Here is a 14,600-nt window from a genome sequence, read left to right on the forward strand (position 1 = left end):
AAACATTAAAATTAGCAATTAATTAACATGGGCGTGGCACACTCATGTTAGTCTCAGTACAGATAGGCATTCACTTTACCGAGAGTCAAAATGTTCAGCCTAGATTATTGTCTAAATATCCAAACCTGTTAGCTTAGAGGTAATACATAATGTAGGTGAAATGATGGATCGCTTCGACTTTAAAATCAAAATCAATACAGCACGACCAGCTAACCAGTTAAAAACCTTACGCACGAGTTTAGAAAGTGATCGTGGCCGCATAATAAATTGTTCCGGCGTACGCCGACTACAGCAAAAAACCCAAGTCTTCCCACTAGAGCGAAATGCAGCTGTACGTTCGCGCCTAACACACTCGCTAGAAGTACAGCAAAATGGCCGCTTTATAGTACAAAAACTATTTTCCAAACTAAGCGACCAAGAGTTAAAAGACTACGGCCTAACCGATATGGAGCGCTCCTTTGAATCGCTAGTTGAAATGGCCTGCTTAATGCACGATATAGGCAACCCTGCTTTTGGGCACTTCGGCGAGGCTGCTATTAACCATTGGTTTAGCGCATACTTGGACACTCGCCACGGCAACCTCACCGAAGTTAAAGTTACCTCCCAGAAAGCTATAAGCTATTGCTTGATTTACAAAACTTTGAAGGCAATGCCCAAGCAATTAGAGCGGTACATTCTCTGTTAGCCTTGAATTTAAGTTATTGCCAAAGTGCTGCAATTCTTAAATATACCCGCCCTGGCACCTTAGCTAAAAGCGAGCGTCCCAAAGATAAAGACTATCTAATGAAAAAGGTAGGGTATTATCACAGCGAAGCAAAATTTGTGGCACACATGTGTGATGCCCTAGAAATGCAAAATGGTTGCCGCCACCCGGCCAGCTATATCATGGAAGCAGCCGATGATATAGCTTATTGCCTAGCGGATATGGAAGATGCTGTGGAAAAAGGGATCCTTAAAGTAAAAGACTTATGCCTTTATCTTGATGCAGCCTACCGCCAGTGCCTACAAGCACTTGAAAACCCAAATCAAACACAATCAGAGGTTGTAAGTAAAGCTTGCGCCTACGCGCTGCAAAAAGCCAGTGATTCAGAGTATAACTTTGACAACACTTTCTTCATTTATCTTCGCGTTGGCCTACTACACCCCCTTGTAGAACACGCCGCACAGCGTTTTAAAACCAATATCAAGGGCGTTTTTAATGGCACACTCAATGAATCGCTACTTGAAGATGGTAGTCATTACCAGGCCATCACCGATGCCTTAAAGAAAGTGGCGCGGGAGCGTGTATTTTGTCACCCAGAAGTGGAAAAGCTTGAACTGCAAGGCTATAAAATAATTTCCGGCTTATTAGAGGAATATCGTGTGCTTTTAGATTTGAGTTTTGAGGATTTTCAACGAGTGCTCAAACACGATAAAGAATTCTTGATTGCCACCCGTATGGTCAAAAAGCTCTCTAGTAAATACGTTAACGTGTATAAAAACGCGCTTGCTCAGTTAGATAATACTGATGAAAGCTTCGCTATCCATGAGTTTTATCACCGCTGCCGTCTTATTCAAGACCATATTAGCGGAATGACTGACCAATTTGCCTACGATGAATACAGAGCTCTCAAAGTGGTGGATTGAATGTCAAAACACAATAAAAACGAGAATTGGCTTAATAGTAGTGAAACTAAAAAGCTCCTAAAAATAAATGATTGTGAGTTAATGCACAGACGTGAACGCGGGGAGCTTAAATTTGAAAAGCGCGGCCGCGCTTACTTTTATCTATTGCGTGAAGAAAGCGAAAAGAAATAACAATGAATGCTGAGCAGTTTAAAAGCCAAGTTAAGCAAATCAAGGTGGGTAAAAAGTTACCTGATGCAATTTATTTCCATAAAGATGCATTCTCACACGCGCCTGAGCCGTTAATTAAATTTATTAGCCTAGTCGCTAAAGCGTTAAAGATTGCCGATGATGAGTGGAATCTGGTAAAGCTTTTCCGCAACGATTTTCGGCTCTCACTGCTCAGTTACCCTAAGTTTTTTACTGAGTCTTATCCCGCATTAGAGCGAAGTATCACCATCGACTTAGTGAAACTGTCACATCGCATTACCCACTACGGCGATCATGACAACCCACCTATCCTGCATAGAAAGGAAACCATGATCCCGCAAGAGCATGCAAGCTATCAGCTATTCAGTGAAATCACACAAGAAGGAGAGCAAGCCGGGCTTTATAAAAACGCTCGCATGATTGGCTTCAAAAACTCTTGGCTAAGGCTTATAGACCAACACGGCTATCAGCTTATTAATGGCCGCTTGGTACATGCCGAAAATGATACGAAGGCACGGGAGGCTCAAACAGAAGAACAACAAATCGACCGTCATAAAACGGCCCTTGTAAGGCATGAACTTTCCGCCCCTCTTAAAACTCTTGCCAAGCATGGTTTTTTAAATGGGGACTACTCTTTTTCGACTACGGCTGCGGACGGGGAGACGACCTCCGCGAGCTTGAGGCGCACGGCTTAGATGCGCTTGGCTGGGACCCCGTCTATCGGCCCGATGCAGACAAAGTAGGCTCTCACATAGTCAATCTCGGCTTTGTTATTAACGTAATCGAAGACAGGCTAGAGCGCATCGAAGCGATACAAGGGGCTTGGGAACTCTGCGAGCAAATTCTCGTTGTTTCTGCCATGTTGGGTAATGAAAGCTATATCAGCCAGTTTGAGCCCTATAAAGATGGCGTGATAACCAGTCGTAATACCTTTCAAAAATACTATACCCAAGGCGAGTTAAAAGAGTTTATAGAGCAAGCCTTAGATGAAAACGCAATCGCAATTGGCCCCGGTATTTTTTATATCTTCCGCGATAAACAACTTGAACAAGCCTACCTACAAAACCGCTTCAAGCGTAACTATGAGTGGCAGCATCTTACCGCTCCCGAGCCGGTCGATGAAACAAAAGCGAGGCTGCTATTTACTCAGCATCAGTCATTACTCGAAAGCTTTTGGCAACGCTGTTTAAGCTTGGGTCGTTGCCCGGCCAACGACGAGTTCGAACAAAGCGACGAGCTAAAGCAAGTTATCGGCTCACACAAAAAAGCGCTTAGGCTAGCCACTCAATGGTTTGACGAAGATGAATTGCAGCAAGCCCAAGCAATGCGTAAAGAAGATATGCTGATCTATTTCGCATTAGGGCAATTTGCTAAGCGTAAGCCCTATTCCCGCTTACCCGATGAGCTAAAACGGGATATAAAAGCCTTTTTCGATTCAATCAAGGTCATTGAAAACCAAGCAAGGGAACTGCTATTCACTATCGCGGATACAGTGGTAATTGAGCAGGCGTGTTTATCGGCAAACGAGTCATTGCCCGCGTCCAGACTTACTCTTGAAAACGAACAGCCCCACTCCCTGACTCTGCATAAACAGTATCTTCCTCAACTGCCACCAATATTGCGGATTTACGTTGGTGCAGGATTGCAACTTTACGGTGAACTGGATGGTATACAACTGATTAAGATACATATCACCTCGGGCAAGCTCACCCTATTGGGCTACGAGAATTTTGATAATGACCCAACTCCCGCATTAAAGGAGCGGGTCAAAATCAAAATGGCCGAACAGGATGTGGATTTTTTTGATTATTTAAGGCCGGAACATAGGTCAAGGCTGAACGATAAGCAAACCTATATGACCAAATAATTAGTCACGCCTAGCTTCGGGAGATTTTATAGCTGAAGACTTTTTAAATAAATAGTTCACAAACTTACTTGTCTGCCCTTGCTTTCGACCTTCATTCTCCCATATTTCTAGCTGTTCCATGGACAACTTACTCAGCATTTCGAGTACTCGAGATTGCTCATGATAGAAAAACTTCCTAGTGTCTTTCTCATTTTTTTCATCAGCAGAGGCCTTTAAGCTGAAATATAAAATGCCGCCTTCCTTTAACGCAAAACATAACTTTAAGATAGCATCTTCAAATTCTTCAGGTGATAGATGAATTAGAGTAGCAGACGCCCAAATACCATTGTACTTTTCTAACTCATCAACATCTGAAAACGTTTTATGTTCACATGCCGCAAAAGGGTACTTATTACACAATTTGACCATCTCAATAGAAGCATCAAAAGATGTTACACGATAACCATGCTCTATAAAGAAACGAGTGTCTCTCCCTACACCACATCCCGCATCAAGGATATACGCACAGCCGAAAGGTTTCTTCTAAACTTGCCATAAATATCCTTCAAATCTATCTTGATAGTTTCTTCGTAATAGCGAAGAGCATTCGAATCGTAATATGATATTGTCTCTTGCTGACTTACGCTCAAGCTCAGCCCGTTTGGAGAGTAATTTGGCATTAAACTGTTGTACTCTTTCTGTAATTTAAATATTGCTGAATCAATTGCACCATCAATTTCCAAAGGCATTGATAACTTATGGGCTTCTTTATTAAATTGAAGGCTCCCATCAAACGCCATTTTAAGTGCATCCACATGGGCACTATATTTTCCTAGTAAATGAATCAACGGTACATTGTTAATCAAGCAAGTCTTGGTTGATATTAAGTCTTGAATTTTGCCACCTATCAGCAAAATTTGTTTCAATATCTTTTCGTCACTATCACCAAGTTTATTCCCATAAATTAAAAAACGTAAGGTCCCAAAGTAGCACTTATTTAACTCTTCAGGTGACAGCTGTTGATTTCCTATTGGGTGTTGTTGCCTATAATTAAGCGCTTCCTCTTGCTGTGATAATGCAAAAATACTGTACAGCCTCGAGGACTGTATTCGAAGGCTTTTTAACGGAGCAAAAAAGTCCTGCAATTGTTTGCTGATTTCATTCCTTCTGAGAGAGTTTACCTGCTCATCAAAGCTTTTCTTATTTTGTGACAGAGTTGTCTTTATACTTGAAATTTCCGTTTCTAGCTTTTCTCTCTCAACATGTAACTTCTGTGTTTCCTTTCTTAATTTCTTCGCTTCTTCAGAAAATTTTTTATTTCTAAGGCGGTGACTTACAAGCAACGCAATCACAACAAAGATAGCAGAAGCGAGGTCCGTAAACTGAATAGATTCAAAATTCCAAAAGCTGCTTTCTAATGAGTGCCCTTGTTGTGCTATCGCCTTTTTCTGAGCACTCTCTCCTATCTCGATTGCTTCGCTTTCTTCTTGTGAGAAAGGTCCCACTTTAGCAACTAACGTTTTATTATGGTTGACTTTCTCTTGCTCAATCAAAACAGTCGCTTTCTTATCAAAGGACAATTTACGAGCCTCAACTGCCGAGTTTCCCTGTCTTCCCTCATTACTTGTCATAAACACTCCTTGTATTTGCTTATAATTATACACTTAATTATGTCACGAGGATTTTGATTATGACCCAACTCCCGCATTAAAGGAGCGGATCAAAATCAAGATGGTCGAACAATATGTGGATATTTTTGATGGTTTAATGCCAGAGAAGAGGCCGTTTTTAACTGAAAAGTATTCTCTTATTTAATCTTCACCTTAAATTTACAAAGCAACTCTGTAATATTTAACCAGCTTTTAAATGCCCTATCCGTCAAAATATTAGGGAGTTAACTAAGCTGTACTAGCTCAGATATCATTCATCATAAGTGAAAACCTACCTGGCCAATACAACTTTCAGCTCTATTAGATTGGGATATCGCGGCTTTTTTGCTCGAAATATTCTCCATATTTTTCTTTTAAGGCTTTTTTCGTTTCAACAGACTTTCCTAAATCGAGAAAAACTACTAATAACTCAACCAAAAATTTCCTTTCCGTTTTTCCCCAGAATTCGATTTGTTCCAGAGTTGTAGATAACGTTTCGCCATGGTTCTGCGTTAAGTTTTGTAGGGAGTCCATTTAATTTTGTCACAATTGAGTTAAACTCTGACCCGAGATTAAGGCTCGTTGAATAACCTGCGCCATGACCAGTTGAAATATAGGCCTAACCCATGTTTCGCCACCATCATCTCCTCCTCGACTTGCACCAGCAGTGACTTGCCCTTTTTTTATTTTTTTCAAGAGATCGATTTTTTCAAATAGCTCATCCCAGATTTCTTCTAGAAAACTATAAAAATCTTCCAATAATTCATCATCTGGGCGACGTGATAAAAAGTCTTTATTTATTTCAGTTCCGCCGTCAAATGCTTTCACTAATTCTGAATTTATTTCATATAAATTTTGCATAGTAGTTAAATACGCTGCATCAGCTTTACTTGGGGAAATTTGTTTCCCTGTTGCATTGATTTTGACAAACTTTTTAAGAAGATCGTGTTCTCTAACCAATTGCCTAGTTACAATAGCAATCGCATCATCTTCATCTAAAGTAATATTCGTCTTCTCGTCGGTCGGCTTTGCATATCGATTAAGTTTTGTGAAAAGGCGCCGAGTTCGAATCATTCCTTCTTTATCTTCGGCATGCTTTAAAACAATAACCGAAATCTCTTCATCCTTTAAATCAACATTTTCTGCACACGCTTCCTTAATTGATTCCAATCGATGTTGCCCATCAAGAGCAAAAAATGTTTGACTACCATCCATTTGTAGCAAACCAAAAGAATGGGTTACTTTATCTACAATTCCATGTTGTTCATCGATACGAATTGGGTGGAACTGAGGATTCCCTTTATATACTGCGACAACTAATGAACCATAAAAACGCTGTTTTTCTTGTAAAAGAAACTCTGTCATTTCTTTTACCCGATTTGATAAGTTTCTTTGAATTTGCTCATCTAACTCTTTGTTTGGGTGAATTTTTTCAGCCAACTCTACTTGTTTAGCTACCTCCCCAAACTTCATTTTTGTGATGTAGTACACCCAGTCACCCATTTTTGCTTTAATCGCTGGGACATAATTCGTGCTCATTGTTTCCTCCTTAAAATGCGTCTTCCGGCCCACAAATTTTAGTTCTAAACTTAAATTCACTTTCATCAAGTGGTTCTTCAATTTCTACGAACGCTTCATGTCCAGACTCTAAGTTAGCCGTTATGGCATTTTCATAATTGACAAAACTATCTTCATCTAGCTTTTGACTCGAGTTTAAGATTGGATCTAAAACTTGAATAAAGTAGTCTTCAAATGCAGTCAGTCTGTCTGGTGGAAGCTGCGCATAATAGACATCAATTTGGTTACCGTATTCTTGAAAGAGAATTCTTATATTATCCCTTAAAGGCGATACTCTCTTCGCAACTTTACTCGCTTCTTTTTTATCACTAATATACTCATTAAACCTGTCCTTGAGCCGAACAGACTTGCCTACGTAAATTATTTCATCTTGCGGGACTGGCAAGTTATCAATATCCGGGTACTTTACAATAAATGCATAAATTCCCGGTACATTAGGGACAGTGGTTAAATTCGCGCTAACTAACTTCCCAAGCCGAGTCCACGTAACATCACAATCGATGATGTTACTCCTTCGTTCAATATATTTTTTCCCCCAAACTCTTCGAATTCCTATTGGGGAAAGGGATTTAAATAAGTATCCATACAAACTACAAACTACAAACTACAAATTAAACATGCTTGGTCCTCTGCATCGTCTTCTTCCATATTTTGTAGCATTGCCTGCCAACGTTCCTTATCGGTGGAATGAGACTTGTAGATGATCCCTTTTTCTTGCTCTTTTTTCTCTGCATGAGCCACCACTTCATCAAGCGTACGCCCCTGCACCCAGGTGTAACCATTGCCTGCGGTTCTTTCTATTTCTTTCGCCTTTTCAAAAAGCTCTGGGTGATTGCGTTTAAGGCCCAGCCATTCGTCTTGGCGTTGGAAAAAGCAGAAATAACAACCGGAACGCGAGCGCCATTCGTAGTATTTTGGTACTCCTACTGTATCACGAAGAATTTGGTAGATATCTTCGCGTTCTAATTCGTCCTCTTTAAAAGGGAAAACGGCCTTGATATTCGGCTTAGTGCTAACATAACCATCGCGCTGCTCATCAGCACGGATCCCGATGTAACTGATCACTGGGTCTTGACCAACAAACTGCTCAAAAGGCTTAAGCTTCATGTTAACTGTACACCAGCGCTGACGAGCCGATGGTAAAAAGTCGTTGTTTACGCGCAGCCAGTGCTCGAACGGGCGGCCACTGCCAATGCGGATGATCTCTTTGCCTAGGTACGACTCCATTATATTTAAAAAGTCATACACCTCGCTCAGCTCCGCCCCCGTATCCGAAAAGAAGTACTCCATCTTCTCATGAAGTTCTGGGTAGTTATCTTTGATATGAATGGCTAATGCAGCACTGTCCTTACCACCCGACAACCCCAACACATGTCGGGAGGCCTTATCTTTCATGGCTTCCTTAAGCGTGACATGATTACTCATGTTTATTTCCCCTGCGCACTTGCTGGTTGGATCTGCTCAAGAAAGCCATCAACTAACTCGGCAAACAGTACCAACTTGGTATTGTCATCAAGACCTTCGAGATCTTGTTCTATTTGTTGTTTTAACCGCTTAATAGAGTCGCGTTTTGCATCGTCGATTGCAACCGCTTTTTCACGGGGATTTACCCCCTTTCGTAATGTTTTCAGCAGCACAACATCGAAGTCACCTTCGTGATGCTTACGTTTAGAATCATGCTCCAAACGCAACAACTCTAATTCGGAAATACGCTTTGAATAATCACTTAGATTAAACTCGGCCTTACTTCTATCGGCGTCCACCCATTCTTTAGGCGGCTTAGCGGCTAAGAAGGTTAATACACTTTCGAGCCAAACTTGGTCGCTGTCTCTTTCAGAAATGATGCGTTTGATGAAAGCCTTGAGACCATCGGTATCAACTGAGTATTCATCTAAACCAACATAATGCGCTAAATGCTTACGCAGCTGAGCTGTACTAGAATCTTTACTTAAGCCAAATGCATAACATAAAAGTTGTAGCTCATGATCGAGCATTTTCTGATAGTGATATTTTAGCTCGGTCAGCGTTTGACGCAACACAGATGAGAATGCCTTGAGGGTCTCACTGTTATCACCTTCAAGTGCTCTTTCATCGAAGCCAAGTGCCTTAGGCAAGGCTTCAAACAACAGCTTCTGCGGCGATTTCGCTACTTCAAATGCTTTCACTAACCGCTGTGCTTTTTTGTCTAACTCATCTGAACGAGTTTTTTTAGTATAAGGCTCCAACGCACCTATAAACTTAGCTAAAGGGCGTGCGATATTTAGTAGAGACTGTTCTTGTTCAACATCACCATATAATGCGTCTTTATACCCTTCGAAAATACTTGCTCTCAAACCCTCGATTTTAAAACTCTCAATCTTAAAAAACTGTGGTGCACGCACAAATCGCTCAATACTTTCTTGAGTTAATGACGGGATATACACTCCATCTTCAAAAACAGCTAACTCATGTTGATGAACCAATAATGCCTGTACATACAAAATAGGCAGCATACCTACTTTCACACCATACGGCGGAGCTATCAGAATAGCGTCTAATTCTTCAAAAGTTTTTGCATTACCACCTTGTGTGCTATCAAAGAACTTTAGTATTCGCTTCCATGTTGGATAAATATTAGAGTTTCTACAAGGGGCACTCAACTGCCACTTATCACCGACCTGCTGATGAAGCCCATGTTGCTTAACGATAGAAAGGTACATGGCCTTCTCTGGCGGAAACTTCTTGATATCAAATTCGGCTTTATCCGCCTTTTCCAACATACCGTAAAGAAGTTTATTACGGCCCGCACTAGCTTGGCTCGATGGTTTATCTCGGTTGATAAGCTCGTTATGAAACGATGGTGCTTTGCTGTAAATTGCCTCCAACACGGAGGACAACACGCTTTGTAATTCGCGGCGTGAGTGAACAGGGTGACGTGTTTTGTCGAAATACCACTCACACTCTTCAGGTTCGAGTTCAAACGCTTTTATCAACCTAATTGCAGATGCCTCCGCAGCACTGCGTCTATCAAAGTATTCTCGTTTTGCTACCGGGTCTTCTTTTAAGGCTTGGCTTTCTTGCTCAACCTTTCGCAGCGCGATCACTTCAGCAAAGGCGTCTTTTAATTGCACCGAGTTACGACATAAAACAACGATGTCTGTTTTATGAAAGGCGTTCACAACCTTCTGCTCAAACAACTTAATATCGTCTTGCGCATATGCCAAAAAGAAAATAATACGGGGAGCCGTTGGTTTAAACTTAGCTTCACTTTTATAGGTAGCAGCATCGATAAAACGAGGAACAAAGTATCTAATGGTGCCATTTTCTACGGTGTACTTTCGCGCCACCAACGGCTTTAATATTTGGGCTTCATTGAGTTCTTGAGAAAGGGAAAAGTTTCCTAAAACATTCAACTGCTCTTGCAATGCATCTTCTAAATCAAAATCACTGCCCTGCCAGACCCGGTATTCGTTATTAAAGGTACGGTAGGTGATGATTGACTTTTGGGTTAAAGCTGCAATATCCAAACGCGTGCTTTGTGGGGCAATCGTTTCAAGTAAAGCTTGTTGGGCTTTGAAGTTCCCTTTGGCATTAATAATGTTAAACAGGCCGATGGTTTTAAGTAGCCTAGAAACACTCTCTTCAGCAGCTCCTAAGCGCTCAATAGCAGTTACAACTTCTGCCCAGCGCCGGTGAGTTAAATGATCAGAGACAACCGAAGACTGGTTCGTGATGAAATAGTCAAAAATAACATCAGGAGTGATAAACTCACCCTCGCGCAGATGTTTTAATGTGCTTAAAAAACCGAATTCCTCGGCACTGCCTAAGAAGTTAAAAAGTGTTCTCTCATTCTGTGCTAACTTTTGGCACAAATGAGGTAATATTAGGGCGGAAATGGGATGTAAAGGGTAACACTGTATAAATAGAGTTTGCGCTTCTTCCTTGTTAATTACCGACGGAAGAGCTTCACATTCGGCTAATACCTGAGTGATTTCCGCGATACGTGTACGTGTTGTTTCGAAATTTTTTTCATCAATTTGGTTAACAATGGCTTTAGCTACGACTTTAAGCGTTTGTTCCGAGCTTTCTAAAAAGGGGACTTCTTCAAAACGCCCTTGCACCTTCGACCATTCATTTTTTAACGCTTCACCTAGCCCTTTAGCATACTGTTCAAAAGATTGGTGAAGTAACACAAACATGAGCAAATTACACTCATGCCCTTTACAGGCATGCTCAGCCAGTTCTTGTAGCAGAAAAACGTCATTCGCACCGTAATGGCGTGCTTCATATTCTAAGAACTTACCCAACTCATCAATAACCAAGAGTATGCCCTTAGCTTTCATACCTGAGCTCTTTTGAATTTCGTTTTGTAGTTTCTCTATTAGTTTTACTAACTGTGAGGAGGAGGTACCTTCTACTTCAGCTTGTCGTATTTCCTCTACAATCGCCGGAGTTTTGCCACGACGTCCTTGATAATAATTTTCAGTGGCGTTTTTAAGACCCGTAAGTACTCGTTGCCCCAATGGCTCGGGTGAACCAGAAATTAGGATTTGAATGTACCCACTGGTATCTGCGACATGCTTTGCATAAGCCTCGGCCTGCTCTACATCGTTAGCATTCAATACGTCAAATGCTGATTTGCTGGTTTTCGAGCTTGGGTTACCCAATAAGTGAGACAGGAAAACACTAAAGGACGATTTCCCCGAACCGTATGGCCCAATTAGCGACCAAGCCCTTGGATGGGTATCATTATCAAAACTTGCAACTAAGCGCTCAAACAATCGCTTTGATCTAGATGTCGGAATATAAGAGGCTACTGTGCTACCGCTTGAATGATCGCGCTCTAGGTTAATGGAACGAGTGTACTGGCTGTTGACTGTAATTAGTTCTTTCATGCTCATACTGCTTTACCCGCTTCATAATATTTTTCTAAATATTGCAGAGGTGATACTTCATGCTCCATTTTATAAACTTGGTGAATACCTGCTGATTCATTTATCGCAAACATCCCCGGTATATACTTTACAGCCTCTTCAATTAGCGCAATGGCTTGATTCTCTGGAATACGAAAAGCAGAACCAATTGCTGGCCACCCACCCTGGCTATAAATCAACTCTTCTACCGGTATAGATGTAGAGCCTCTAGCCTCAAACAATTGAGCTATTGCGAAACCAATAATGCTTACAGGCAGTGTGTCTTTCACTTGGCTTTTTGACTGATATTCTTTATTAGATTTTACTTCTATTAAACTCAACTGACTAAGAGGTGAATCTAAAATATCATCCCAGCCTTGCTTTTTGTCAGCTTGAGCGCTTGAATACATACGCGTGAGAACGGCTATATCATTTTTTATCGTCGAGGCAGAAGTCGAGGCACTTACATTTTCTCTAATGAAGTCACCAAGAGCCGTTCTTAACTCTTCCTGTGAAAAGTTAGTTTTATGGTAACGATTAAAGAACCAGTAAAAAGTAGTTGCCTGTGCACTATTAGAGGCTATTAGCCAATGTATTAACCAGAGCGTTGCCTCATCTTCAAGGTAAGGGTCCCACCCTGGCTTATTTGCGGTTCCCATAAGGGAGGTACCAAGTTCAGTAGGAAATAAGCCACTCTTTGACTCTAATTTAAGTAGCTGACAAGCTTGGAGCCAATACTTAATTGAGCCAACCATGTTCTTACCAACCCCTAACTCAACGACAGCATCGTCACTTTTGAAAATGTCATTGTTACTATCGTCTAGGCAGAATGATTCAAGAAATTTCCAAAAGCCCTTCGTTAACCACCCATAGCGTAGGAAGAAAGTCTCATGGCGCCCAAAGGCTGCTTTTTTTTCATCTAGTTTCATCAAGTTAGCTTATCCAAATACAGTTAGAGCTGTTTGTTGATTTTTATTAATGTGAGTTGCTCTTTAACTTGCAAATTCTATCACCTTAGCTAGCCAACAACAAAGACAGTAGGTCACAAAAACACTGTATAAATATACATTACCCTCTGTGGTTTTGTCAAAGTTAGGTGATACTTCACAGAGGCTTTAGCCCAGCGAGTGGTTGAAAAGATTATTATCGGACTAGTACTACAACTACTCCCTCCCCTGCTCCTTTATAAGCTGCTTAAGCTCTTGGATTTCTTTGTGTAGGTCTTCAATCGTTGGGGTATTATCCGCAGCCTCTTTTTCTTGGCGAATTTTGGCGTGCTCATCTTCCATCACGTTGACAACAATACCAATCACCATGTTTAAGAAGGCAAAGGCGGTGAAAAAGATAAAGGTTAAATAGAAGATCCATGACATGGGGTAGACTTCCATGGTCTCGTATTGAATGTCCGTCCAATCTTCAAAGGTCATGATGCGGAATAAGGTCAGCATCGAGATAGCGATATCCCCCCAAAGTGTTGGGTTGATATCTTTAAAGATGAAACTGCCAATCGCTGCATAAATGTAGAAGATGATAAACATCAACAAAATCACATAGCCCAACTGCGGCAAGGCTTTGAGTAAGGAGTTAATGAGTACACGCAGCTCTGGTACAACAGAGACCATACGCAGAACACGAAACACCCTAACGAGTCGCGCTAACAGCGCCATTTCACTGTCGTTGATTGGAATTAAACTAACTGCGACCACCAGCGTGTCAAATATATTCCAGCCCTTTTTAAAGAAGTTCTTTTTATCATCATCGGCGATGAAACGAATAGTTATTTCGAATAAGAAGAAGACGGTGATGAATACATCAAGCACTTGAGTAAACGATAAGGCACCATCTGGCAACGGAAATGTTTTCGCCCCTATTTCCAAGGCTGAAATGATGATCACGGTGACAACCGCAAGTTCAAAGAACTTATTATTCTTTAAATTGTTTAATGAGGTTCTAATGTTTTCGTACATGATTCGCTAAATTTTATAAACCAAAGTAGACGCACTGAGCGCGATTCTATCACTGGATTATCAAAAGCGTATTGTTTATTTATCATCACAATATTGGTTTTATTCTTCAAGAAGTGGGTCGATAAATCGACTAAATTATGTATGATGCTATAAACATACTTCTCTATAACTGGCTATTACTTAAGGACTTTATATCTTGTCAGATAACATCAACTTCTACTCTGTAAATGCTGAATCATTGGCTACGCAGTACGACAAGGTACCTTTTGAGTTAGTTCATAAAGACTGGATAAATGAACTACCCAGCGACGGAGTAGCACTCGATGTTGGAGCAGGCTCTGGTCGTGATGCGCGCTATTTAGCCGCAAGAGGGCTGAGTGTTGTAGCGGTCGAGCCAGCTGAAGGTATTCGAGAAGTTGCACAACGTTATGTCACATCACATTCTATTCACTGGCTGAACGACCGTTTACCTGATTTGGCTAATGTATTCACTTTGCAGATGAAGTTTGATTTGATTTTACTCAGTGCTGTTTGGATGCACATTCCCCCCAGTCAAAGGGAGCGTAGTTTTCGGAAGTTAAGCTCATTGCTCAAGCCTAATGGCAGAATCGTCATTTCCCTTCGCCATGGCAGTTGTGAAGACGAACGATGTAAGATGTTTGTGAAGCTGAATTATCCAAATTGGCCCGTCAATTTGGTCTCACGTTTAAATTGCTCAGTGACACAAAACAGCAAGATGAGTTGGGCCGAGACAACGTTTCTTGGCAAACCGTTATGTGTACACTGCCCGACGACGGTACGGGCGCGTTCCCCCTCATTCGCAACATAGTTGTCAATGACAGTAAAGCATCAA

Annotated in this window: 11 protein-coding genes and 2 pseudogenes; 4 read left to right on the forward strand and 9 right to left on the reverse strand. The window is 41.2% G+C overall.

Annotation, left to right across the window (positions count from 1 at the left end):
- The first annotated feature begins 163 nt into the window (after nt 1-163).
- The 3 genes and pseudogenes from dgt to ACH19P_RS11390 all read left to right on the forward strand — a co-directional run.
- Nucleotides 164-1,626, forward strand: a pseudogene (dgt, locus tag ACH19P_RS11380) (dGTPase).
- A gap of 173 nt (nt 1,627-1,799) precedes the next feature.
- Nucleotides 1,800-2,510 (forward strand): hypothetical protein, encoded by a 711-nt coding sequence (locus ACH19P_RS11385; protein ID WP_462158651.1) that lies wholly within the window; start codon nt 1,800-1,802, stop codon nt 2,508-2,510.
- Nucleotides 2,501-3,682: pseudogene (locus tag ACH19P_RS11390) on the forward strand (DNA phosphorothioation-associated putative methyltransferase); the annotation flags it as partial. The gene ACH19P_RS11385 and the pseudogene ACH19P_RS11390, both read left to right, overlap by 10 nt.
- Here ACH19P_RS11390 and ACH19P_RS11395 read toward each other — a convergent pair.
- The 9 genes from ACH19P_RS11395 to ACH19P_RS11435 all read right to left on the reverse strand — a co-directional run bounded on the left by ACH19P_RS11395 (nt 3,683) and on the right by ACH19P_RS11435 (nt 13,747).
- Nucleotides 3,683-4,180: a class I SAM-dependent DNA methyltransferase gene (locus ACH19P_RS11395; RefSeq protein WP_462159345.1), complete on the reverse strand. Its 498-nt coding sequence runs from the start codon at nt 4,178-4,180 to the stop codon at nt 3,683-3,685.
- On the reverse strand, nt 4,156-5,292 hold the full coding sequence (locus ACH19P_RS11400) for a coiled-coil domain-containing protein (protein ID WP_462158652.1): 1,137 nt from the start codon (nt 5,290-5,292) through the stop codon (nt 4,156-4,158). Before ACH19P_RS11400 ends, ACH19P_RS11395 begins: the two co-directional genes overlap by 25 nt.
- Before the next feature lie 339 nt (nt 5,293-5,631).
- Entirely contained in the window at nt 5,632-5,844 is a 213-nt protein-coding gene (locus ACH19P_RS11405) for a hypothetical protein (RefSeq protein ID WP_462158653.1), read from the reverse strand.
- Between the two features lie 9 nt (nt 5,845-5,853).
- Entirely contained in the window at nt 5,854-6,849 is a 996-nt protein-coding gene (locus tag ACH19P_RS11410) for a DNA sulfur modification protein DndB (RefSeq protein ID WP_462158654.1), read from the reverse strand.
- Between the two features lie 10 nt (nt 6,850-6,859).
- Entirely contained in the window at nt 6,860-7,477 is a 618-nt protein-coding gene (locus ACH19P_RS11415) for a GIY-YIG nuclease family protein (protein ID WP_462158655.1), read from the reverse strand.
- An 8-nt stretch (nt 7,478-7,485) separates the two neighbouring features.
- Nucleotides 7,486-8,313 carry a phosphoadenosine phosphosulfate reductase domain-containing protein gene (locus tag ACH19P_RS11420; protein WP_462158656.1) on the reverse strand — a complete coding sequence of 276 codons (828 nt, stop codon included), beginning with the start codon at nt 8,311-8,313 and terminating at the stop codon, nt 7,486-7,488.
- Between the two features lie 2 nt (nt 8,314-8,315).
- The gene (locus ACH19P_RS11425; protein WP_462158657.1) at nt 8,316-11,762 is read right to left on the reverse strand and encodes a hypothetical protein; all 3,447 of its coding nucleotides are present in this window, start codon (nt 11,760-11,762) and stop codon (nt 8,316-8,318) included.
- Nucleotides 11,763-11,764: 2 nt separating this feature from the next.
- Nucleotides 11,765-12,709, reverse strand: a complete 945-nt coding sequence (locus ACH19P_RS11430) for a DUF4007 family protein (RefSeq protein WP_462158658.1) — start codon at nt 12,707-12,709, stop codon at nt 11,765-11,767.
- 234 nt (nt 12,710-12,943) lie between these two features.
- Nucleotides 12,944-13,747, reverse strand: coding sequence for an ion transporter (locus ACH19P_RS11435; protein WP_462158659.1), 804 nt, complete (start codon nt 13,745-13,747; stop codon nt 12,944-12,946).
- Nucleotides 13,748-13,943: 196 nt separating this feature from the next.
- Between ACH19P_RS11435 and ACH19P_RS11440 the strand changes: the two genes are divergently transcribed.
- Nucleotides 13,944-14,576 (forward strand): class I SAM-dependent methyltransferase, encoded by a 633-nt coding sequence (locus tag ACH19P_RS11440; protein ID WP_462158660.1) that lies wholly within the window; start codon nt 13,944-13,946, stop codon nt 14,574-14,576.
- Nucleotides 14,577-14,600 lie beyond the last annotated feature (24 nt).

The sequence above is a fragment of the Pseudoalteromonas sp. GB56 genome, from assembly GCF_054923835.1.

Bases quoted from the DNA above. Each gene is read 5' to 3' on its own strand.
- ACH19P_RS11385 (WP_462158651.1), top strand. From the start codon at position 1,800: ATGAATGCTGAGCAGTTTAAAAGCCAAGTTAAGCAAATCAAGGTGGGT.
- ACH19P_RS11400 (WP_462158652.1), bottom strand. From the start codon at position 5,292: ATGACAAGTAATGAGGGAAGACAGGGAAACTCGGCAGTTGAGGCTCGT.
- ACH19P_RS11405 (WP_462158653.1), bottom strand. From the start codon at position 5,844: ATGGACTCCCTACAAAACTTAACGCAGAACCATGGCGAAACGTTATCT.
- ACH19P_RS11410 (WP_462158654.1), bottom strand. From the start codon at position 6,849: ATGAGCACGAATTATGTCCCAGCGATTAAAGCAAAAATGGGTGACTGG.
- ACH19P_RS11420 (WP_462158656.1), bottom strand. From the start codon at position 8,313: ATGAGTAATCATGTCACGCTTAAGGAAGCCATGAAAGATAAGGCCTCC.
- ACH19P_RS11425 (WP_462158657.1), bottom strand. From the start codon at position 11,762: ATGAAAGAACTAATTACAGTCAACAGCCAGTACACTCGTTCCATTAAC.
- ACH19P_RS11430 (WP_462158658.1), bottom strand. From the start codon at position 12,709: ATGAAACTAGATGAAAAAAAAGCAGCCTTTGGGCGCCATGAGACTTTC.
- ACH19P_RS11435 (WP_462158659.1), bottom strand. From the start codon at position 13,747: ATGTACGAAAACATTAGAACCTCATTAAACAATTTAAAGAATAATAAG.